Origin of the sequence: Pseudomonas sp. IT-P260, from assembly GCF_949768395.1 — a bacterium.
GTDB classification, from domain to species: domain Bacteria; phylum Pseudomonadota; class Gammaproteobacteria; order Pseudomonadales; family Pseudomonadaceae; genus Aquipseudomonas; species Aquipseudomonas parakoreensis.
The window spans coordinates 170,550-192,993 of the sequence record NZ_CATKPO010000042.1 but is presented as its reverse complement, the minus strand read 5'-3'; the positions used below and the strand labels follow the sequence as shown (position 1 = coordinate 192,993).

The 22,444-nt window shown below is 59.3% G+C and carries 18 protein-coding genes; 13 read left to right on the top strand and 5 right to left on the bottom strand.

All coding sequences use genetic code 11. From position 1 onward, the window contains the following. Positions 1–93 precede the first annotated feature (93 nt). The gene (locus tag ACM6HV_RS23755) at positions 94–2,553 is read left to right on the top strand and encodes an EAL domain-containing protein (protein ID WP_414905430.1); all 2,460 of its coding nucleotides are present in this window, start codon (positions 94–96) and stop codon (positions 2,551–2,553) included. A gap of 79 nt (positions 2,554–2,632) precedes the next feature. Beyond that, positions 2,633–3,394, top strand: a complete 762-nt coding sequence (locus ACM6HV_RS23750) for a TenA family transcriptional regulator (protein ID WP_217436895.1) — start codon at positions 2,633–2,635, stop codon at positions 3,392–3,394. A 139-nt stretch (positions 3,395–3,533) separates the two neighbouring features. On the opposite strand, the gene ACM6HV_RS23745 is transcribed toward ACM6HV_RS23750, so the two are convergent. The 5 genes from ACM6HV_RS23745 to ACM6HV_RS23725 all read right to left on the bottom strand — a co-directional run bounded on the left by ACM6HV_RS23745 (position 3,534) and on the right by ACM6HV_RS23725 (position 8,499). Then, positions 3,534–4,460 carry a GGDEF domain-containing protein gene (locus ACM6HV_RS23745; protein WP_414905429.1) on the bottom strand — a complete coding sequence of 309 codons (927 nt, stop codon included), beginning with the start codon at positions 4,458–4,460 and terminating at the stop codon, positions 3,534–3,536. A gap of 362 nt (positions 4,461–4,822) precedes the next feature. Beyond that, positions 4,823–5,563, bottom strand: coding sequence for a YciK family oxidoreductase (locus tag ACM6HV_RS23740; protein ID WP_003226924.1), 741 nt, complete (start codon positions 5,561–5,563; stop codon positions 4,823–4,825). A 168-nt stretch (positions 5,564–5,731) separates the two neighbouring features. After that, entirely contained in the window at positions 5,732–6,403 is a 672-nt protein-coding gene (gene mupP, locus ACM6HV_RS23735) for an N-acetylmuramic acid 6-phosphate phosphatase MupP (RefSeq protein WP_047295560.1), read from the bottom strand. Positions 6,404–6,407: 4 nt separating this feature from the next. Continuing rightward, the gene (gene ubiG / locus ACM6HV_RS23730; protein WP_145594197.1) at positions 6,408–7,106 is read right to left on the bottom strand and encodes a bifunctional 2-polyprenyl-6-hydroxyphenol methylase/3-demethylubiquinol 3-O-methyltransferase UbiG; all 699 of its coding nucleotides are present in this window, start codon (positions 7,104–7,106) and stop codon (positions 6,408–6,410) included. Positions 7,107–7,164: 58 nt separating this feature from the next. Then, positions 7,165–8,499, bottom strand: coding sequence for a TRZ/ATZ family hydrolase (locus tag ACM6HV_RS23725; protein WP_414905428.1), 1,335 nt, complete (start codon positions 8,497–8,499; stop codon positions 7,165–7,167). 108 nt (positions 8,500–8,607) lie between these two features. On the opposite strand from ACM6HV_RS23725, the gene mtnA reads away from it, so the two are divergent. The 11 genes from mtnA to ACM6HV_RS23670 all read left to right on the top strand — a co-directional run bounded on the left by mtnA (position 8,608) and on the right by ACM6HV_RS23670 (position 22,220). Beyond that, positions 8,608–9,684, top strand: a complete 1,077-nt coding sequence (gene mtnA / locus ACM6HV_RS23720; RefSeq protein WP_086794158.1) for an S-methyl-5-thioribose-1-phosphate isomerase — start codon at positions 8,608–8,610, stop codon at positions 9,682–9,684. A 425-nt stretch (positions 9,685–10,109) separates the two neighbouring features. Then, positions 10,110–12,764 (top strand): DNA gyrase subunit A, encoded by a 2,655-nt coding sequence (gene gyrA / locus ACM6HV_RS23715; protein ID WP_145594194.1) that lies wholly within the window; start codon positions 10,110–10,112, stop codon positions 12,762–12,764. Between the two features lie 231 nt (positions 12,765–12,995). After that, positions 12,996–14,081: a 3-phosphoserine/phosphohydroxythreonine transaminase gene (gene serC / locus ACM6HV_RS23710; RefSeq protein WP_145594192.1), complete on the top strand. Its 1,086-nt coding sequence runs from the start codon at positions 12,996–12,998 to the stop codon at positions 14,079–14,081. Beyond that, positions 14,081–15,175, top strand: a complete 1,095-nt coding sequence (gene pheA, locus ACM6HV_RS23705) for a prephenate dehydratase (protein WP_047527090.1) — start codon at positions 14,081–14,083, stop codon at positions 15,173–15,175. The genes serC and pheA overlap by 1 nt, the downstream gene beginning before the upstream one ends. Before the next feature lie 14 nt (positions 15,176–15,189). Beyond that, entirely contained in the window at positions 15,190–16,302 is a 1,113-nt protein-coding gene (gene hisC, locus ACM6HV_RS23700; RefSeq protein WP_145594190.1) for a histidinol-phosphate transaminase, read from the top strand. Between the two features lie 28 nt (positions 16,303–16,330). Then, positions 16,331–18,538: a bifunctional prephenate dehydrogenase/3-phosphoshikimate 1-carboxyvinyltransferase gene (locus tag ACM6HV_RS23695; RefSeq protein ID WP_414905427.1), complete on the top strand. Its 2,208-nt coding sequence runs from the start codon at positions 16,331–16,333 to the stop codon at positions 18,536–18,538. Next, entirely contained in the window at positions 18,535–19,224 is a 690-nt protein-coding gene (gene cmk / locus ACM6HV_RS23690; protein ID WP_007963625.1) for a (d)CMP kinase, read from the top strand. Before ACM6HV_RS23695 ends, cmk begins: the two co-directional genes overlap by 4 nt. A gap of 119 nt (positions 19,225–19,343) precedes the next feature. Next, positions 19,344–21,026, top strand: a complete 1,683-nt coding sequence (gene rpsA, locus ACM6HV_RS23685; RefSeq protein WP_414905426.1) for a 30S ribosomal protein S1 — start codon at positions 19,344–19,346, stop codon at positions 21,024–21,026. Between the two features lie 199 nt (positions 21,027–21,225). Beyond that, complete coding sequence (locus ACM6HV_RS23680) at positions 21,226–21,504, top strand: hypothetical protein (RefSeq protein ID WP_047295550.1); 279 nt, start codon at positions 21,226–21,228, stop codon at positions 21,502–21,504. Positions 21,505–21,656: 152 nt separating this feature from the next. After that, positions 21,657–21,953, top strand: coding sequence for an integration host factor subunit beta (gene ihfB / locus ACM6HV_RS23675; protein ID WP_003189779.1), 297 nt, complete (start codon positions 21,657–21,659; stop codon positions 21,951–21,953). Between the two features lie 27 nt (positions 21,954–21,980). Beyond that, entirely contained in the window at positions 21,981–22,220 is a 240-nt protein-coding gene (locus ACM6HV_RS23670; RefSeq protein ID WP_145594182.1) for a LapA family protein, read from the top strand. Positions 22,221–22,444 lie beyond the last annotated feature (224 nt).

Sequence of the window (22,444 nt, the reverse complement as noted above, 5' to 3'; positions counted from 1 at the left end):
GCAAGCTTCCTGGCTTGCCGGAAGGGGGAACGCCCCCTAGTCTGGCTTTAGCGGTCTTCCCTTGATGATGGCAGTACGTGCGCAAAGGACCTCATGAAGCAAAAAAGGACACTCGGAACGCCACGGTTGTTGGGCATCGTCTGGCCATTTATTGCCGTCGTGTTATTTCAGGCGTTATTGGGGGGCGTGAGTCTCTACGTCCTGTCGGCCGTGCGTGGCTATGTCGCCGGTGAAAGTCTCTGGTCCAAGGGCCAGAAGGACGCCATCTATTACCTGAACCTGTATGCCGACAGCCGTGACGAGGCGATCTTCCTCAAGTACAAGGACGCGATTGCGGTGCCCCAGGGCGGTCACCAGTTGCGTCTGGCGCTGGATCGTCAACCGCCGGATCTGCAGGCGGCGCGGGAGGGGATTCTCAAGGGTGGCAACCATCCCGATGACGTTTCGAGCCTGATCTGGCTGTACCTCAATTTCCGTCATTTCAGTTATCTGGAAACAGCGATCGACCGCTGGACCATCGGCGATGCCTATCTGGTGCAACTGGACAATGTCGCGCGCGAGATGCATCAGGGCATCAGCAAGAATGTCGCGACGCCGGCTGATATCCAGCACTGGAAAGCGCAAATCTTTGCCATCAATGACGGTGTAACGCCGGCGGCCAAGGCTTTCAGCGATGCCTTGGGCGAAGGCTCGCGGATGATCCTGCGCCTGCTGCTGTTCACCAACCTGGCCACGGCGCTGGGGTTGATCGTGCTGGCACTGTTGCGCACCCACAAACTGCTCAAACAGCGCCATGCCTTTGCCCAGGCGCTGCAACTGGAGAAGGACCGGGCGCACATCACCCTGCAATCGATTGGCGACGGGGTCATCACCACCGACGTCAACGGTGCGATTGATTACATGAATCCCGCGGCAGAAGCCATGACGCACTGGAAGTCCGAGCATGCGGCGGGGCTGCCTCTGGCCGCGCTGTTCAATCTGCTGGACGACAACGCGCAGGCAGAAGGGCTGACGCTGATCGAGCATATCCTCAGCGGGCAACTGGTCGGCGGCAGCGAACATTCCAAACTGATTCAGCGTCTGGACGGCAGCACGGTTTCCGTGACGCTGGTGGGCGCACCGATCCGCAATGCCGAGAAAGTCAGTGGCACAGTGTTGGTGCTGCATGACATGACTCAGGAACGGCAATACATCGCCAACCTGTCGTGGCAGGCCACCCACGATGCCCTGACCGGTCTGGCCAACCGCCGCGAATTCGAATATCGCCTGGAGCAGGCCCTGCACAACCTGACGCGCCAGCCCGGTCGGCATGCGCTGATGTTCCTTGATCTGGACCAGTTCAAACTGGTCAACGACACCTGCGGCCATGCCGCTGGCGATGAGTTGCTGCGGCACATCTGCGCGCTGTTGCAATCGGGCTTGCGCGAGAGCGACACCCTGGCACGGCTGGGTGGCGACGAGTTCGGCATCCTGCTGGAGAACTGCGCCCCGGACGCTGCCGAGAAAATTGCCGAGAGCTTGCGTCAGACTGTGCAGAACCTGCACTTCGTGTGGAAGGGGCGACCGTTCCTGACCACGGTGAGTATCGGTCTGGTGCACATCGCCCAGACCCCGACCACCCTCGAAGCCTCATTGCGCGCGGCTGACATGGCTTGCTACATGGCCAAGGAAAAGGGCCGTAACCGGGTGCAGGTTTACCACGCAGATGACTCCGAACTGTCTCTGCGCTTCGGCGAAATGGCCTGGGTGCAGCGCTTGCACATGGCTCTGGAAGAAGACCGCTTTTGCCTTTACGCCCAGGAAATCGCGCCACTGGGCCCCGCAGCTGATGGCGGCGGGCACATCGAAATACTCTTGCGTCTGCATGACGAGGCCGGGCGGATGATCCTGCCGGACAGTTTCATTCCGGCGGCCGAACGTTATGGCCTGATGAGTCAACTGGACCGCTGGGTTGTAGAAAATGTTTTTAAAGTCATTGCCCAATGTGTTGCCGAACAACATCAAGGGCCTTTGGCAATGTGTGCGATTAATCTTTCAGGCATTACTATCGGAGATGACGCGTTCTTGCACTTTCTGCGTGAACAGTTTGTTAATTACGCCATACCTCCTGAAATGATTTGTTTTGAAATTACCGAAACCAGTGCAATTGCCAATCTTGGGAGTGCAATTCGATTTATTAATGAACTCAAAGGCTTAGGTTGTTACTTCTCGCTTGATGATTTTTGTGCCGGAATGTCTTCATTCGCTTATCTGAAACATTTGCCTGTAGACTTCCTGAAGATCGACGGAAGTTTCGTAAAGGATATGCTGGACGACCCGATTAACCGCGCAATGGTCGAAGTGATCAATCACATCGGGCATGTCATGGGTAAGCAGACAATTGCCGAGTTTGTAGAAACAACCCAGATCGAGCAGGCATTGCTTGAAATCGGGGTGGATTACGCTCAGGGTTACGTCATCGAACGCCCGCAGTTGTTTACCTGCGACAGTTTGCAAAGTCGGCCCGCCAGACCGCAGCCGTTGTTATTCAAGGCGCCTGGCACGTTCCGTTGAAATCTCTTGCCGATCCTTACAATCACAAATCAAAAGGAGCCGAACAGTGATCGACACATTCAACCGAACCGGACCACTCATGGAAGCTGCAAGTTATCCCGCCTGGGCGCAACAGCTCATTACGGATTGCAGCGAGAGCAAGCGCCGGGTTGTCGAACATGAACTGTACCAGCGCATGCGCGATAACAAGCTCAGCGCCAGGACCATGCGCCAGTACCTGATCGGGGGCTGGCCGGTCGTTGAACAGTTTGCGTTGTATATGGCGCAGAACCTGACCAAGACCAGGTTTGCCCGCCATCCTGGGGAGGACATGGCGCGCCGCTGGCTGATGCGTAACATCCGTGTTGAACTCAATCATGCCGATTACTGGCTGAACTGGAGCCGCGCGCACGGCGTCAGCCTTGAGGATCTTCAGGCTCAGCAAGTGCCGCCGGAATTGCATGCGCTGAGTCACTGGTGCTGGCATACGAGTTCGGCGGATTCGCTGATCGTCGCCATCGCCGCCACCAACTACGCCATCGAGGGCGCGACCGGGGAGTGGTCGGCGCTGGTGTGTTCCACTGGCGTGTACGCTGCGGCGTTCCCGGAAGAGGAGCGCAAGCGGGCGATGAAATGGCTGAAGATGCATGCCCAATATGACGACGCCCATCCATGGGAAGCGCTGGAAATCATCTGCACGCTGGCGGGGATGAACCCGAGCCAGGCATTGCAGACCGAGCTGCGCCAGGCCGTGTGCAAGAGTTACGACTACATGTACCTGTTCCTTGAGCGCTGCATGCAGCTGGAGACCACGGAGCGCGCGATCCACGGTCGTGAACGTCTGGCGTTGGCAGAGAGCTGATTCAAGGTCTGAGGTGTAGCAAAAATGTGGGAGCGAGCCTGCTCGCGAAGACGGCGCTTCAGTCAGCACGGTTTTGACTGATTCACCGCTTTCGCGAGCAGGCTCGCTCCCACAGTTGTATTGGGGTGGTCAGAAAAATTCAGCCTGCCATCGCCAACCGATTACGCCCTTCGCGCTTGGCTACATACAGCGCACTGTCCGCCCGACGCAGCAGACTGTCCGCTGATTCACCCGGCAGCAGAGTGGAGCAGCCAAGGCTCACGGTCAGGTCGATCAATTGGCCGTCGGCGAAGTACTCCTCAGCCTGCGCGGCATGGCGCAATCGCTCGCCAATCATCTGCGCCGCTTCCCGGCCGGTGTTCGACAGCAGGATCAGAAACTCTTCCCCGCCATAGCGAAACACCATGTCGACGTTGCGCAACTGGCTCTTGATCGAGGCCGCCATCGCTTTGAGCACGTCATCACCGGCGCTGTGACCGTGGCTGTCGTTGACCCGTTTGAAGTGGTCGATGTCGAGCATCAGTACCGATAGTGGTTGCAGGTGCCGACGTGACATGTCGATCTCGCGCTGCAGGGTCTGCTCCATGGCGATCCGGTTGCCGGTTCCGGTCAGCGGGTCGCGCAACGCACTTTGCGTGGCAGCGCGGTAGAGCAGGGCGTTGCGCATCGGGAACAGCAGTGACGACAGCAGCGATTCGAGGTTGCCCTGATCCTGCTCGCTGAAGCGCTGGTTGCGGCGAAACACCAGTTCGCCCAAGTGCTCGCCTTCATGGCTGAGGCTATAGCTGACGGAATGGTGACCGCGCGCACCGAATTCCAGGCGCAGGTCGCTGCCTGAATGCACATAACTCAAGGCGTCCAGCGGCACCAGGCGCTGAACTTCGCGAAAAAACAAACCGAGGATTCGTTGCGGCTCAAGACTGGTTTGCAGTTGCAGGCTCATTTGCTGGCGCAGTTGCGCGAGGCTGGCCGGGCGTTCCAGAAGCGGAGGCAGCTGACCAAAGCCCAGGCGTTGCAATTTGGCACTGTCAAAGTCAATTGCATTGGTCTGGGAAGGTGATTTCATATGGCGTGAGCCCCTAAGCAGTAAGTCTGTCTTACAGGCTGGGTGAGAGCGGCTATGGGCTGCGCGTCATACTGATCCATCAGTCCCGTAGGACATTTGGCGTAAGTTTAGTCTGCCGGATGACGATTAGTCAGCTATCGAAATCGGCCTGGCCCCAGTGCCTTCACACGGCATGCTTTGAGGAAAATTAGAGCGAAAGTCGTGCCATTCGGTTCAGGTTTATTAAAACCTTTATGAATCAACAGGATGGCTTTTTGCTTTGAGGGCGGGTGGCGGATATTTGACTGAAGTGTGATGTTGGGAAGCGGCAATTGTGTGCCGCGACGGTAATCCGCCACGGCAACAAAAGCGACGTATGGCAGTTATTGCGCGTTGAATGCCTGGCCATTGATGCCCGTACTGTCCGGGCCCATCAGGTACAGGTACACCGGCATGATCTCTTCCGGGGTCGGATTGTTCAGCGGGTTTTCCCCCGGATAGGCCTGTGCGCGCATGCTGGTACGCGTACCGCCCGGGTTGATGCTGTTGGAGCGCACGGGTGCTACGCCATCGACTTCGTCGGCCAGCGTCTGCATCAGGCCTTCGGTGGCAAACTTCGACACACCGTAGGCGCCCCAGTAGGCCCGGCCCTTGCGCCCGACGCTGCTGGAGGTGAACACCACCGAGGCATCCTGCGACAGCTTGAGCAGTGGCAGCAGGGTGCTGGTCAGCATGAACATGGCGTTGACGTTGACCTGCATGACGCGCATGAAGTTTTCGCCGGACAGTTGCTCGATCGGCGTACGCGGCCCAATGATCGAGGCGTTGTGCAGCAGGCCATCGAGATGGCCGAACTCGGTTTCGATCATCGCCGCCAGCTCATCGTATTGATGGGGCAGGGCGGTTTCGAGGTTGAACGGGATCACCGCCGGTTGTGGATGGCCGGCTGCTTCGATTTCGTCGTAGACCTGCGTCAGATTGGCTTCGGTCTTGCCCAGCAACAGCACGGTAGCGCCATGGGCGGCGTAGGTTTTGGCAGCCGCCGCGCCGATGCCGCGTCCGGCACCGGTGACCAGAATGACCCGGTCCTTGAGCAATTCGGGACGGGCGGTGTAATCAAACATAAAAACCTCACAATCCATTCATGAAGACCTGCTTCCTTGTGGTGAGGGGATTTATCCCCGACCGGCTGCGAAGCAGTCGTGAAACCTGCGTATCGAATCGACCTGAAAGAATGCGGGGGCTGCTTCGCAACCCATCGGGGATGAATCCCCTCGCCACAAAGGCCGTTTTCAGCAGCTGCACAGCGCGTTGTCGATGACCTTGCGCAGTTCCAGTGGATGATCCACCACCACATCCGCGCCCCAGTGCCGCGGGTTGTCGTCCGGGTGGATATAGCCATAGGTCACGGCGGCGGTTTTAGTGCCCGCATCGCGCCCCGATTCGATGTCGCGCAGATCATCGCCCACAAACAGCACGGTGGACGGATCCAGATCAAGCATCTTGCACGCGAGTATCAGCGGCTCCGGATCCGGCTTGCTGTTTTTCACGTGGTCCGGGCAGATCAACAGCGCCGAGCGCTCGGCCAGTCCCAGTTGCTGCATGATCGGCTCGGCAAACCGCACCGGTTTGTTGGTGACCACGCCCCAGATCAAGTTGCCCCGCTCGATGTCGGCCAGCAACTCGCCCATGCCGTCGAACAGCTTGCTGTGTACCGCGCAACCGGCCAGATAGCGTTCGAGGAACTCCTGGCGCAGTTCTTCGAAGCCCGGCGATTCCGGATCCATCGAGAACGTCACCGCGACCATGGCTTTGGCGCCGCCGGAAATTTCGTCGCGGATGTGCTTGTCGTTCATTGGCGGCAAGCCGCGATCCGCGCGCATCGCCTGACAGATGGCGATGAAATCCGGCGCGGTGTCGAGCAGGGTGCCGTCCATATCGAAAAGGACTGCTCTGATGGCCATCGGCTTACTCCTCGCGCAGGGTCTGGATCATGTAGTTGACGTCAACGTCGCTGGCCAGTTTGTAGTGCTTGGTCAGCGGGTTGTAGGTCAGGCCGATGATGTCCTTGACGGTCAGGCCGGCGATGCGGCTCCAGGCGCCCAGCTCGGACGGGCGAATGAATTTCTTGAAGTCGTGGGTGCCGCGTGGCAGCAGCTTCATGATGTATTCGGCACCGACGATGGCGAACAGGTACGCCTTCGGGTTGCGGTTGATGGTCGAGAAGAACACCTGGCCGCCCGGTTTGACCATGCGGTAGCAGGCGCGGATCACCGACGACGGGTCCGGTACGTGCTCCAGCATTTCCAGGCAGGTTACGACGTCGAACTGCTCGGGCATTTCTTCGGCAAGGGCTTCAGCGGTGATCTGCCGGTACTCGACGTTGACCCCGGATTCCAATTGATGCAGTTGCGCGACCGCCAGCGGCGCTTCGCCCATGTCGATGCCCGTTACGGTGGCGCCGCGCTGGGCCATGGCTTCGCTGAGAATGCCGCCGCCGCAGCCGACGTCGAGGACTTTCTTGCCGGCCAGATTGACCCGCTCGTCAATCCAGTTGACCCGCAGCGGATTGATGTCGTGCAGTGGTTTGAATTCGCTTTCACGGTCCCACCAACGATGGGCCAGGGCTTCGAATTTGGCGATTTCGGCGTGGTCGACGTTGCTCATGATCTATTCCTCGAAAAACTTGAAAAAGGCTGTAGCCGCGGAGTCTGCTCCGCGGTGTTTACGATTCTGAGTGGCCGCTGATGCGCTGGCCCCAGGTCCGGGCGGTGGCGCCCAGCTGTTGTTCGTCCAGGCGGGTCAGGCGCCGGTCGTCGAGTAACTGTTTGCCGGCGACCCACAGGTGCTTCACGCAGTCGCGGCCAGTGGCATAGATAAGCTGTGACACCGGGTCATAAACCGGTTGCTGGGCCAGGCCGGACAGGTCGAAGGCGACGATGTCTGCAGCCTTGCCGATCTCCAGCGAACCGACCTGTGCCTCAATGCCCAAAGCCCGGGCGCCGTTGAGCGTGGCCATGCGCAGCGCGCGATGGGCGTCCAGCGCGGTGGCCGAGCCGGCGACGGCTTTGGCCAGCAGCGCGGCGGTACGGGTTTCGCCGAGCAGGTCGAGGTCGTTGTTGCTCGCTGCGCCATCGGTGCCGACGGCAACGTTCACGCCAGCCTGCCACAGACGCTCCACCGGGCAGAAACCGCTGGCCAGCTTCAGGTTCGATTCCGGGCAGTGGATCACGCTGGTGTTGCTTTCTACCAGCAATGCCAGATCGTCATCGCTGATCTGGGTCATGTGCACCGCCTGGAAGCGCGGGCCGAGCAGGCCGAGGCGAGCGAGGCGGGCCAGTGGTCGCTCGCCGCGATGCTCCAGCGATTGCTGGACTTCAAAGGCGGTTTCGTGGACGTGCATGTGGATCGACGCGTCCAGCTCTTCGGCGATCACACGGATTTTTTCCAGGTTCTCGTCGCCTACGGTGTAGGGTGCATGAGGGCCGAAAGTGATCTTGATCCGTTCGTGGTGCTTCAGATCACCGAACAGCTCGACGCCCTGACGAATGGCCTCATCGGCGCTGCTGGCGCCGGGGATCGGGAAATCGAGGATCGGAATCGCGATCTGTGCGCGAATGCCGCTGTTGTGCACACGCTCACTGGCGACTTTCGGGAAGAAGTACATGTCCGAGAAGCAGCTGATGCCACCTTTGATCTGCTCGGCAATCGCCAAGTCAGTGCCATCACGGACGAAATCTTCATCGACCCATTTGGCTTCGGCCGGCCAGATGTGGTTTTCCAGCCAGGTCATCAGCGGCAGATCATCGGCCAGGCCACGGAACAGGGTCATCGCCGCATGCCCGTGAGCGTTGATCAGGCCAGGGCTGAGCAACACGTCCGGCAATTCGCGGACTTCAGTGGCGTTACACTTCAATGCTTCGGCGCGCGGGCCGATAAACACGATGCGACCGTCACGGATGCCCAGGCCGTGCTCCTTGAGCACAACGCCTGCAGGTTCGACGGGTACCAGCCAGGTCGGCAGCAATAATAAGTCGAGCGCAATGGCAGGTTTCGGCATCGATGGTCGGTTCCAGTGCTTTTGTAAAGGATGGCGAAGTATACCCGAGCGTCTTCGCGGGGGGATCGCTATAATCGGCGGCTTTTGTTCATGAGTGCGGGGTGAGGGATGCGCGATCGACTGTTGGCTGCGGAGAAAGTAAAGGCCATCGATTGGCGAGATGGCGCGCTCCACCTGCTGGATCAGCGTATTTTGCCGTTCGAGGAAACCTGGATTGCCTACACCAGCGCTGCCGGTGTGGCTGAGGCGATTCGTTCGATGGTGGTGCGTGGCGCGCCGGCCATCGGCATCAGTGCCGCCTATGGCATTGTGCTGGCGGCCCGCGCACGGATCGCTGAGGGGGGTGACTGGTACGCGGCGCTGGAGGAGGATTTCGCGCTGCTGGCCGATTCTCGCCCGACGGCGGTCAATCTGTTCTGGGCGCTCAATCGCATGCACGATCGCCTGGACCGGCTGAAAGAAAACGCCGATCCGCTGGCGGCACTGGAAGCTGAAGCCATCGCCATTCATGAAAGCGATCGCGAGGCCAACCTGACCATGGCTCAGCTCGGTGTCGATCTGATCCGCAAGCATCAGGGCAACGCCCAGGCGATTCTTACCCACTGCAACACCGGCGCCCTGGCCACCGGTGGTTTCGGTACCGCGCTGGGGGTGATTCGCGCGGCCTATCTCGAAGGCATGGTAGAGCGCGTCTACGCCGATGAAACCCGCCCGTGGCTGCAGGGTTCGCGCCTGACCGCCTGGGAGCTGGCAAACGAAGGCATCCCGGTGACGCTCAATGCCGACTCGGCTGCTGCGCACATCATGAAAACCAAAGGCGTGACCTGGGTGATCGTCGGTGCTGACCGCATCACCGCCAATGGCGATGTGGCGAACAAGATCGGCACCTATCAACTGGCGGTCAACGCCATGCACCACGGCGTGCGCTTCATGGTGGTGGCGCCGAGTTCGACCATCGACATGCACCTGGCCAGCGGCGACGACATTCCGATCGAGGAACGTGATGGCGCCGAATTGCTGGAAGTCGGTGGCAAGCGCGTGGGCGCGGACGTCGAAGCGTTCAACCCGGTCTTCGACGTGACGCCGGCGGATCTGATCGATGCGATCGTCACTGAAAAGGGCATCGTCGAGCGTCCGGATACGGCGAAAATGGCTCAGTTGATGTGCCGCAAACGCCTGCATTGATTGGCTTGGTGTCTGCGTTGCCCCTTTCGCGAGCAGGCTCGCTCCCACAGGTTTTGTGATCACCACAGAACAATGTGGGAGCGAGCCTGCTCGCGAAGGGGCCCTGAAAGTCAATAAACATCGCAAAATCTGACCTCAAAACTGCATTCAAAGAAGCTCTGAGCCTCTCTCGTCCCCTTTACGCCTGTCATCGGTCAACTAACTATGCTCCATGCGCATCTGGGGGATAGGTGCGTGGCGGCTCTTGTGATAACATCCGGCGTTTTCCGAGGCAGCTTCACGGAGCTGTCTTTACTGCGCAAATCCGTGGTTCTATCCGTTGATTTGTCGTAAGTCGGCGCACGGCACTCAGCCTGCCCCGACGAGCTTCGTACATCCCATATGGATATGACGAAGTTTCACCAGAAAAAGGAATCAGGCTTCTCATGGGCGAACTGGCCAAAGAAATCCTCCCGGTCAATATCGAAGACGAGCTGAAACAGTCCTACCTCGACTACGCGATGAGCGTAATCGTCGGCCGTGCACTGCCGGATGCGCGCGATGGCCTCAAGCCCGTGCACCGTCGCGTACTGTTCGCGATGAGCGAGCTGGGCAACGACTTCAACAAGCCGTACAAGAAATCTGCCCGTGTTGTCGGTGACGTGATCGGTAAGTATCACCCGCATGGTGATACCGCGGTGTACGACACCATCGTCCGCATGGCTCAGCCTTTCTCCCTGCGCTACCTGCTGGTTGACGGTCAGGGCAACTTCGGTTCGGTGGACGGCGACAACGCCGCGGCCATGCGATACACCGAAGTGCGCATGACCAAGCTGGCGCACGAACTGCTGGCCGACCTGCACAAGGAAACCGTGGACTGGGTGCCGAACTACGACGGTACCGAACTGATCCCGGCGGTCATGCCGACCCGCGTGCCGAACCTGCTGGTGAACGGTTCCAGCGGTATTGCCGTGGGCATGGCGACCAACATTCCGCCGCACAACCTCGGTGAAGTCATCGACGGTTGCCTGGCCCTCATCGACAATCCCGAGCTGACCGTCGATGAGCTGATGCAATACATCCCCGGTCCGGACTTCCCGACGGCCGCGATCATCAACGGTCGTGCCGGCATTATCGAAGCCTACCGCACCGGTCGTGGCCGCATTTACATGCGTGCCCGTTCGATCATCGAAGACATCGACAAGGTCGGTGGCCGTCAGCAGATCGTCATCACCGAACTCCCGTACCAGCTGAATAAGGCGCGTCTGATCGAGAAGATCGCCGAGCTGGTCAAAGAGAAGAAGCTCGAAGGCATCACCGAGCTGCGCGACGAGTCCGACAAGGACGGTATGCGCGTCGTGATCGAACTGCGTCGCGGCGAAGTGCCTGAGGTGATCCTCAACAACCTCTACGCCCAGACCCAACTGCAATCGGTATTCGGCATCAACATCGTCGCGCTGATCGACGGCCGTCCACGCATCCTCAACCTCAAGGATCTGCTGGAAGCCTTCGTCCGTCACCGTCGCGAAGTGGTCACCCGTCGTACCGTATTCGAGCTGCGCAAGGCTCGCGAGCGTGGTCACATCCTCGAAGGTCAGGCCGTTGCCCTGTCGAACATCGACCCGGTGATCGCCCTGATCAAGGCGTCGCCGACTCCGTCGGAAGCCAAGGAAGCGCTGGTCAGCACCCCTTGGGAATCCTCGGCGGTGGTGGCGATGGTGGAGCGTGCCGGCGCCGATTCGTGCCGTCCGGAAAACCTCGATCCGCAATACGGTCTGCGCGAAGGCAAGTACTTCCTGTCGCCAGAACAGGCGCAAGCCATTCTGGAACTGCGTCTGCACCGTCTGACCGGTCTGGAGCACGAGAAGCTGCTGGCCGAGTATCAAGAGATTCTCAACCAGATCGGCGAGCTGATCCGCATCCTCAACAGCGCCGTGCGCCTGATGGAAGTGATCCGCGAAGAACTGGAAGTGATCCGCGCCGAATATGGCGACGTGCGCCGCACCGAGATTCTCGATGCGCGTCTCGATCTGACCCTGGGCGACATGATCCCGGAAGAGGAGCGCGTCGTGACCATTTCCCACGGTGGCTACGCCAAGACCCAGCCACTGGCTGCGTACCAGGCTCAGCGTCGTGGCGGTAAAGGCAAATCGGCGACCGGCGTCAAGGATGAGGACTACATCGCTCACCTGCTGGTGGCCAACAGTCACACCACGCTGCTGCTGTTCTCCAGCAAAGGCAAGGTCTACTGGCTGAAGACTTACGAAATTCCGGAAGCATCCCGCGCCGCCCGTGGTCGTCCGTTGGTCAACCTGCTGCCGCTGGATGACGGTGAATACATCACCACCATGCTGCCGGTCGAGGAATACACCGAAGGTCACTACATCTTCATGGCGACCGCCAACGGCACCGTGAAGAAGACTCCGCTGGAATCCTTCAGCCGTCAGCGCAGCGTCGGTCTGATCGCGCTGGAACTGGACGAAGGCGACGTGCTGATCTCTGCGGCCATCACCGATGGCGAGCGCGAAGTGATGCTGTTCTCCGATGGCGGCAAAGTGACGCGCTTCAAAGAGTCCGACGTCCGTGCCATGGGCCGTACCGCCCGTGGTGTACGCGGCATGCGTCTGCCGGAAGGGCAGAAGCTGATTTCGATGCTGATCCCGGAAGAAGGCAGCCAGATCCTCACCGCTTCCGAGCGTGGTTATGGCAAGCGCACCGCGATTACCGAGTTCCCAGAGTACAAGCGTGGCGGTCAAGGCGTGATCGCCATGGTCAGCAACGAGCGTAACGGCCGTCTGGTCGGTGCGGTTCAGGTGCTCGACGGCGAAGAAATCATGCTGATTTCCGATCAGGGCACGCTGGTACGTACCCGTGTCGACGAAGTGTCGAGCCTGGGTCGTAACACCCAGGGCGTGACTCTGATCAAACTGGCCAAAGATGAAACCCTGGTCGGTCTGGAGCGGGTTCAGGAGCCATCGGAGGTCGAAGGCGACGAGCTTGAAGGTGAAGAGGGTGCCGAGTTCGAGGGAGGTGTCGTGATCGACGACGTTGCCGAGGACCAGCAACTCGACGCCGCAGCTGACGAAGAGCCGCAGGAGTAAGCGGACAAGCGAGGGGGCGGATGAAAATTCGCCCCCTTGTTATTTGTCCGGTATGAAATTTCGACATCATGGAGATCCCCTGTGGGAGCGAGCCTGCTCGCGAATGCAGGCGCTGCGGTACCTCTGACCCACCGCGGTGATGCATTCGCGAGCAGGCTCGCTCCCACAGGGCTGTGTTGATCGGTAGTGTGATTTATTGCGTGATACCACCAAATCAGAGCGAGATTGGATGTGAGCAAGCGAGCCTATAACTTCTGTGCCGGTCCTGCGGCGCTTCCTGAAGCTGTCCTGCAACGTGCCCAGGGTGAACTCCTTGATTGGCATGGCAAGGGTTTGTCGGTCATGGAAATGAGCCATCGCAGCGATGAGTTCGTGTCCATTGCCACCCAGGCCGAGCAGGATCTGCGTGACCTGCTGAATATCCCGTCGAACTATAAAGTGCTGTTTCTGCAGGGTGGCGCCAGCCAGCAGTTCGCGCAGATCCCGCTGAACCTGTTGCCGGAAAACGGCAGCGCCGACTATATCGACACCGGTATCTGGTCGCAGAAAGCCATCGAAGAAGCCTCGCGCTACGGCCACGTCAACGTTGCCGCCACCGCCAAGCCTTACGACTATTTCGCCATCCCGGGTCAGAACGAGTGGAAGCTGTCGAAAGACGCCGCTTACGTTCACTACGCGCCGAACGAAACCATCGGCGGTCTGGAATTCCAGTGGATCCCGGAAACCGGTGATGTACCGCTGGTGGCTGACATGTCTTCGGACATCCTCTCGCGTCCGGTCGACATCTCGCGTTTCGGCATGATCTACGCCGGCGCACAGAAGAACATCGGCCCGAGCGGTATCGTCGTCAACATTATCCGCGAAGACCTGCTGGGCAAGGCACGTTCGCTGTGCCCGACCATGCTCGACTACAAGGTCGCGGCCGACAACGGTTCGATGTACAACACCCCGCCGACCCTGGCCTGGTACCTTTCCGGTCTGGTGTTCCAGTGGCTGAAAGAGCAGGGCGGCGTTGAAGCGATCGCCAAACTGAATGACGTCAAGCAGCGCACGCTGTACGACTTCATCGACGCCAGTGGCCTCTACAGCAACCCGATCAACAAGTCGGACCGCTCGTGGATGAACGTGCCGTTCCGTCTGGCTGACGATCGCCTGGACAAACCGTTCCTGGCCGGTGCCGATGCGCGCGGTCTGCTTAACCTCAAGGGCCACCGCTCCGTGGGCGGCATGCGCGCCTCCATCTACAACGCCGTCGACATCAACGCCGTCAACGCGCTGGTGGCGTACATGGCTGAATTCGAGAAGGAGCACGGCTGATGTCCGAGCAAGAACTCAAGGCCCTGCGCCTGCGTATTGACGCTCTGGACGAAAAGGTCCTGGAACTGATCAGTGAGCGTGCGCGCTGCGCCCAGGAAGTTGCGCGAGTCAAGATGGCTTCGCTGGCCGAAGGCGAAGTGCCGGTGTTCTATCGTCCCGAGCGTGAAGCCCAGGTGCTCAAGCGCGTGATGGAGCGAAATCAGGGGCCGCTGGGCAACGAAGAGATGGCGCGCTTGTTCCGCGAAATCATGTCCTCGTGTCTGGCGCTCGAGCAGCCATTGAAAGTGGCTTACCTCGGCCCTGAGGGCACCTTCACTCAAGCAGCGGCGATGAAGCACTTCGGCCACGCGGTGATCAGCAAGCCGATGGCGGCGATCGACGAAGTGTTCCGTGAAGTGGCGGCGGGTGCGGTGAACTTCGGCGTGGTGCCGGTGGAGAACTCCACCGAAGGTGCAGTCAATCACACCCTCGACAGCTTCCTCGAGCACGACATGGTGATCTGCGGCGAAGTCGAGCTGCGCATACACCATCACCTGCTGGTCGGTGAAAACACCAAGACTGACAGCATCAGCCGCATCTACTCCCACGCCCAGTCGCTGGCCCAGTGCCGCAAGTGGCTGGACGCGCACTACCCGAATGTCGAGCGTGTGGCGGTGTCGAGCAACGCTGAAGCGGCGAAGCGGGTCAAGGGTGAGTGGAATTCGGCGGCGATTGCCGGTGACATGGCCGCAGGCTTGTACGGCCTGACGCGTCTGGCCGAGAAGATCGAAGATCGTCCGGACAACTCGACGCGCTTCCTGATGATTGGTAACCAGGAAGTGCCGCCGACCGGCGACGACAAGACTTCGATCATCGTCTCGATGAGCAACAAGCCCGGCGCGCTGCATGAGCTGCTGGTGCCGTTCCATGACAACGGGATCGACCTGACCCGGATCGAAACCCGTCCGTCGCGCAGTGGCAAATGGACCTACGTGTTCTTCATCGACTTCGTCGGCCACCACCGTGATCCGCTGATCAAAGGTGTGCTGGAAAAGATCAGTCAGGAAGCAGTAGCACTCAAAGTGCTGGGTTCCTACCCGAAAGCAGTTCTTTAAAGGGGCGGTAGCAAATGAGTGGCAACTTCCTCGCTCTGGCACAGCCGGGCGTGCAACAACTTTCTCCGTACGTTCCGGGCAAGCCCGTGGACGAACTGGCGCGCGAGCTGGATCTGGATCCGGCGAAAATCGTCAAACTGGCAAGCAATGAAAACCCGCTGGGCGCCAGCCCGAAAGCGCTGGCGGCAATCCGTGATGAGCTGGCCGAGCTGACCCGTTATCCGGACGGCAACGGCTTCGCGCTGAAATCGCTGTTGGCCGAGCAGTGCCGCGTCGAGCTGAACCAGGTGACCCTGGGCAACGGTTCCAACGACATTCTCGAGCTGGTGGCGCGCGCCTATCTGGCGCCGGGTCTGAACGCCGTGTTCAGTGAGCATGCGTTTGCCGTTTACCCGATCGCCACCCAGGCGGTCGGTGCGCAGGCCAAAGTGGTGCCGGCAAAGGAGTGGGGGCACGACTTGCCTGCGATGCTCGCGGCCATCGATGCCAATACCCGCGTGGTGTTCATCGCCAACCCGAACAATCCGACCGGCACCTGGTTCGGCGCCGAAGCGCTGGACGAGTTCCTGCAGGACGTGCCGGAGCATGTGTTGGTGGTGCTGGACGAGGCGTACATCGAGTACGCCGAAGGCAGCGACCTGCCGGACGGTCTGGATTTCCTCGCGGCGTACCCGAATCTGCTGGTATCGCGCACGTTCTCCAAGGCCTATGGCCTGGCAGCGCTGCGCGTTGGTTATGGCCTGTCCACTGCGGTAGTAGCGGACGTGCTCAACCGTGTGCGCCAACCATTCAACGTCAACAGCCTGGCTCTGGCCGCAGCCTGTGCGGCGCTGAAGGACGACGAGTATCTGGCGCAAAGCCGTCAGCTCAACGAATCCGGCATGCAGCAACTGCAGGCGGGTTTCCGTGAGCTGGGTCTGAGCTGGATCGAGTCCAAGGGCAACTTCATCTGCGTCGATCTCGGTCAGGTTGCTGCGCCGATTTTCCAGGGGTTGCTGCGTGAAGGCGTGATCGTGCGTCCGGTGGCCAATTACGGCATGCCGAACCACCTGCGGGTGACCATTGGTCTGCCGGCGGAAAACAGCCGCTTCCTTGAAGCGCTGCGCAAGGTTCTGGCTCGTGGGTGATGTCACTGCTCTGCAATCTGCTGCACCTATGATCGGTCGCCTTGTGGTGGTCGGTCTGGGGTTGATCGGTGGTTCGTTTGCCAAAGGCTTGCGTGAAAGCGGCATCTGCCGTGAAGTGGTCGGGGTCGATCTCGACCCGCAATCGCGCAAGCTGGCGGTCGAGTTGGGTGTGGTGGACCGTTGTGAAGATGACCTGATTGCTGCGTGTCAGAGCGCCGACGTGATTCAACTGGCGGTGCCGATTCTGGCCATGGAGAAGGTGCTCGCGCGTCTGGCGAGTGTCGATCTGGGCCGGGCGATTCTGACCGATGTCGGCAGCGCCAAGGGCAATGTGGTGCGCGCGGCGACCGAGGCGTTCGGCGGCATGCCTGCGCGTTTTGTGCCGGGGCATCCGATTGCCGGTTCCGAGCAGAGCGGGGTGGAAGCTTCCAACTCTGAGCTGTTCCGTCGGCACAAGGTGATTCTGACCCCGCTCGCGCAAACCGACCCGGCCGCACTGGCGGTGGTCGATCGCTTGTGGCGTGAGCTGGGTGCTGATGTCGAGCATATGCAGGTCGAGCGCCACGACGAAGTGTTGGCTGCGACCAGTCATCTGCCGCACCTGCTGGCCTTCGGTCTGGTCGACTCGTTGGCCAAACGCAATGAAAACCTTGAGATCTTCCGTTACGCTGCGGGCGGTTTCCGCGATTTCACAAGAATCGCCGGAAGCGACCCGGTGATGTGGCACGACATCTTCCTCGCCAACCGCGAGGCTGTCCTGCGCACACTCGATACATTTCGCAGCGACCTCGACGCCTTGCGCGACGCGGTCGATGCAGGGGATGGGCACCAATTGTTGGGCGTCTTCACGCGCGCCCGGGTTGCCCGCGAGCATTTCAGTAAAATCCTGGCCCGCAGGGCCTATGTGGACGCTATGAATTCCAACGATCTGATTTTTCTGGCTCAACCTGGTGGCCGCTTGTCCGGTCGGATTCGCGTACCAGGTGACAAATCGATTTCCCACCGCTCGATCATGCTCGGCTCGCTGGCCGAAGGCGTGACCGAGGTAGAAGGTTTCCTCGAGGGTGAAGATGCCCTGGCGACCTTGCAGGCATTTCGCGACATGGGCGTGGTCATCGAAGGCCCGCACCACGGTCGCGTGACCATTCACGGCGTTGGCCTGCATGGCTTGAAGCCTGCACCTGGCCCGATCTATCTGGGCAACTCCGGTACCTCGATGCGTCTGTTGTCCGGCCTGCTGGCTGCGCAGAACTTCGACAGCACCCTGACGGGCGATGCGTCGCTGTCCAAGCGTCCGATGAATCGCGTGGCCAATCCGCTGCGGGAAATGGGCGCTGTGATTGAAACTGCTGCCGAAGGTCGTCCGCCGATGATCATTCGTGGCGGTCATAAGCTCAAGGGTTTGACCTACACCATGCCGATGGCCAGTGCTCAGGTGAAGTCCTGCCTGCTGCTGGCGGGTCTGTACGCGGAAGGCAAGACCACCGTCACTGAACCGGCTCCAACCCGTGATCACACCGAGCGCATGCTGCGTGGCTTCGGCTACCCGGTGAGCGTTGATGGCGCGACCGCGTCGGTCGAGTCCGGCGGCAAGCTGACCGCGACCCACATTGAAGTGCCGGGCGATATCTCGTCGTCGGCGTTCTTTCTGGTGGCGGCCTCGATTGCCGAAGGTTCCGAGCTGGTGTTGGAGCACGTCGGCATCAACCCGACCCGTACCGGCGTTATCGACATCCTGCGTCTGATGGGTGCCGATATCACCCTGGAAAACCAACGTGAGGTCGGTGGCGAACCGGTAGCCGACCTGCGCGTGCGGGCAGCTAAACTCAAAGGTATCGAGATTCCGGAAGCGCTGGTGCCACTGGCGATTGACGAATTCCCGGTACTGTTCGTGGCGGCGGCCTGTGCCGAAGGTCGTACCGTGCTGACGGGTGCTGAAGAGTTGCGCGTCAAGGAATCGGACCGCATCCAGGTAATGGCGGACGGCTTGCTGGCGCTGGGCGTCAAGTGCCAGCCGACCCCGGACGGCATCATCATCGATGGCGGCCAGATCGGTGGCGGCGAAGTGCATGGTCACGGCGATCACCGTATCGCCATGGCCTTCAGCGTGGCCTCGCTGCGCGCCACTGCGCCGATCCGCATCCATGATTGCGCCAACGTCGCGACGTCGTTCCCGAACTTCCTCGCGCTGTGCGCGCAGGTCGGCATTCGAGTGGCACAAGAGGCTCAGTCGTGAAAAACATTGCACCGGTCATCACCATCGATGGGCCAAGCGGTTCGGGCAAGGGCACGGTCGCCGGGATTCTGGCCAAGCGTCTCGGCTGGAACCTGCTGGATTCCGGTGCGCTGTATCGCCTGCTGGCGTTCGCTGCGCACAACCATGGTGTCGATCTGACCAATGAAGAGTTGCTGAAAAAACTGGCTGCTCATCTGGATGTGCAGTTCATCGCGGCGACTGAAGGTCAGCTGCAGCGCATCATTCTGGAAGGTGATGAAGTCAGCGATGTCATCCGTACTGAAAGTGTCGGCGCAGGCGCGTCCCAGGTAGCTGCGCTGCCGGCGGTGCGTGAGGCGCTGCTGCAGCGCCAGCGCGCTTTCCAGGAAGCGCCGGGGCTGGTGGCTGATGGTCGCGACATGGGTACGGTGGTTTTTCCCGATGCGCCCTTGAAGATCTTCCTCACCGCCAGCGCCGAGGAGCGAGCGCGTCGCCGATATTTGCAGTTGAAGGGCAAAGGCGAGGATGTTAGTCTGTCGAGTCTGCTAGATGAGATCCGTGCACGCGACGAGCGTGATACCCAGCGTGCAGTGGCCCCGCTCAAGCCGGCGGCCGACGCGATTCAGCTGGATTCCACGGAGTTGTCCATCGATCAGGTGCTTGAACGCATCATGAGCGAGATCGCCATTCGCGATATCGCCGGGTGACCAAGAAGGCCGCAGGGGACCAGTCATAGTCCTGCAGCGCTTCTTTTAAATGAAACTAACCCACACCGTCTGGGGTGTGGAGATGGGCGTATTCTTCGCCCTCATCTACAGGAATTAAAATGAGCGAAAGCTTTGCGGAACTCTTTGAAGAAAGCCTAAAGACCCTGAACCTTCAGGCAGGCTCCATCATCACCGGTGTTATCGTTGATATCGATTACCAGGCTCGCTGGGTAACCGTTCACGCTGGCCTGAAGTCTGAAGCACTCATCCCGCTGGAACAGTTCTACAACGACGCTGGCGATCTGACTATCAATGTCGGTGACGAAGTTCACGTTGCTCTGGATTCGGTTGAAGACGGTTTCGGTGAAACCAAGCTGTCCCGTGAAAAAGCCAAGCGCGCTGAATGCTGGATCGTTCTGGAAGCAGCCTTCGCAGCTGAGGAAGTGGTCAAGGGCGTTATCAACGGTAAGGTTAAAGGCGGCTTCACTGTCGACGTTAACGGCATCCGTGCGTTCCTGCCAGGTTCCCTGGTTGACGTCCGTCCAGTGCGCGACACCACGCACCTGGAAGGCAAAGAGCTGGAATTCAAGGTCATCAAGCTGGACCAGAAGCGCAACAACGTTGTCGTTTCCCGTCGCAGCGTCCTGGAGGCCGAGAACTCCGCCGAGCGTGAAGCTCTGCTGGAATCCCTGCAGGAAGGCCAGCAAGTCAAAGGTATCGTCAAAAACCTCACCGATTACGGCGCATTCGTCGATCTGGGTGGCGTGGACGGCCTGCTGCACATCACCGACATGGCGTGGAAGCGTATCAAGCATCCTTCCGAAATCGTCAACGTTGGTGACGAAATCGACGTCAAGGTTCTGAAATACGATCGCGAACGCAACCGTGTTTCCCTGGGCCTGAAGCAACTGGGCGAAGATCCATGGGTTGCTATCAAAGCCCGTTACCCAGAAGGCACTCGTGTTACCGCTCGTGTAACCAACCTGACCGACTACGGCTGCTTCGCTGAGCTGGAAGAAGGCGTTGAAGGTCTGGTACACGTTTCGGAAATGGACTGGACCAACAAGAACATCCACCCTTCGAAAGTCGTACAAGTAGGCGACGAAGTGGAAGTCATGGTTCTGGACATCGACGAAGAGCGTCGTCGTATCTCCTTGGGCATCAAGCAGTGCAAGTCGAACCCATGGGAAGACTTCTCTGGCCAGTTCAACAAGGGCGACAAGATCTCCGGCACCATCAAGTCGATCACCGATTTCGGTATCTTCATTGGTCTGGACGGCGGCATCGACGGTCTGGTTCACCTGTCCGACATCTCCTGGAACGAAGTGGGCGAAGAAGCCGTACGTCGTTTCAAGAAGGGCGACGAGCTGGACACCGTCATCCTGTCGGTTGACCCAGAGCGCGAGCGCATCTCCCTGGGCATCAAGCAACTGGAAAGCGATCCGTTCTCCGAGTACGTCTCGGTTAACGACAAGGGCGCTATCGTGACCGGTACCGTGAAAGAAGTTGACGCCAAAGGCGCCATCATCGTTCTGGCCGACGACATCGAAGCAACCCTGAAAGCCTCCGAAATCAGCCGTGACCGCGTTGAAGACGCGCGCAACGTTCTGAAAGAAGGCCAGGAAGTTGAAGCCAAGATCATCAGCGTTGATCGCAAGAGCCGCGTAATCCAGCTCTCGATCAAGTCGAAAGATGACGCTGAAGAGAAAGAAGCTATCCAGAGCCTGAACTCCGTTCAGGAAGCTCCAGCCGATACCACCATGGCTGCTCTGTTGAAGCAAGCAATGGCCAAACAGAACTAAGTTCTGCTTGATCATGAAAAAGGGCGACTTCGGTCGCCCTTTTTTGTGCCTGCGATTTGATGGGAGGATCGAGGCTGCGGTGAAACCAATCCCTTCAGCGGGTTGTCTGTTTCTTTAATCGGATCAATCGCCTATTCGCGACTAAGCTGTGGGGTAGTAGTCGTGCAGTAGTCGGGCGTTGCCTGGCATAAGGAAGTGGATGAACAGATTTATTGTGTTGATTGCTGTGTTGATTTTGGCTGGCTGTACCACCAGTGCCAAGACGCATGCGGTGCGTGGCGTCAGTGGTATCGAGATTGACTGCTCCGGTTTGGGGTCGGGTTGGGAGAAGTGCCAAAGGCGCGCGGCGAAGGAGTGCAAGGGGGCGGGTTACCGGGTGATCACCCGATCTGATCAGGCCAAGGATGAGGATGAATATCCGTTTGGCTTCAATCCGGCAGGCTACGTCACTCGAACCATGCTGGTCATGTGCCGTTGAGTGTGTATTGCTTCGGCTCGTACTTTTGTGCACTGAAAACAGGCGTTTCGGCGCCAAGGAGGATATGTCAATCCCTGGGCTGTTCAAAATCTTCCGGGCGTGCTAAAACCTTTCAAGCGCTGATCTAGCTGCTTGAAAAAGAAGGGAAAAATATGACGAAGTCGGAGTTGATCGAACGAATTGTCACCCATCAAGGGCTACTCTCATCCAAGGATGTGGAGCTGGCCATCAAGACCATGCTTGAACAAATGTCCCAGTGCCTGGCTACCGGCGATCGCATCGAGATCCGTGGGTTTGGCAGCTTCTCCCTGCATTATCGTGCGCCGCGCGTCGGTCGCAATCCAAAGACTGGCCAGTCTGTCAGTCTCGACGGAAAATTCGTTCCGCATTTCAAGCCGGGCAAAGAGTTGCGTGATCGGGTGAACGAAGAAGAGGAGGAGGGGGTTTGACAGTCGCTGCCCTGCAAGGAGTTACTCGTGCGTAACCTCAAACGCATACTTCTAGGTGTTTTCATATTGTTGCTGGTATTGGTGATTCTTGCGTTTGTGCTTGAGAATCAGCAGCCAATCTCGTTGCTGTTTCTTGGGTTGGCTGGGCCGCAGCTTCCAGTGTCATTGGTGGTGGTCATCGCATTGCTTGCTGGCATGCTGGTTGGTCCGATTCTGGGGTGGTTTTTGGGACGTTCGTCCAGAGCTGCACGCAAGCGTCTTGTCTGAAGATGACAGGCGCAGTGCGCCTGTCGAAATTGCGCTCCAACCTATCCATATCCATTAGTAAAAGATTCATTAAGCTGTAAAATGTTACCCTTGTTCGATAGTGGCATATTCCCACATCGATTTAGACTGACTCTGACGGAAGCCTCAGGTTTGATGGCTTCTGCATTCATGGATTAGACAGTGCTCGTTGGTGTCACTGTCCGCAGCTCAAGGGTATGGTTTCG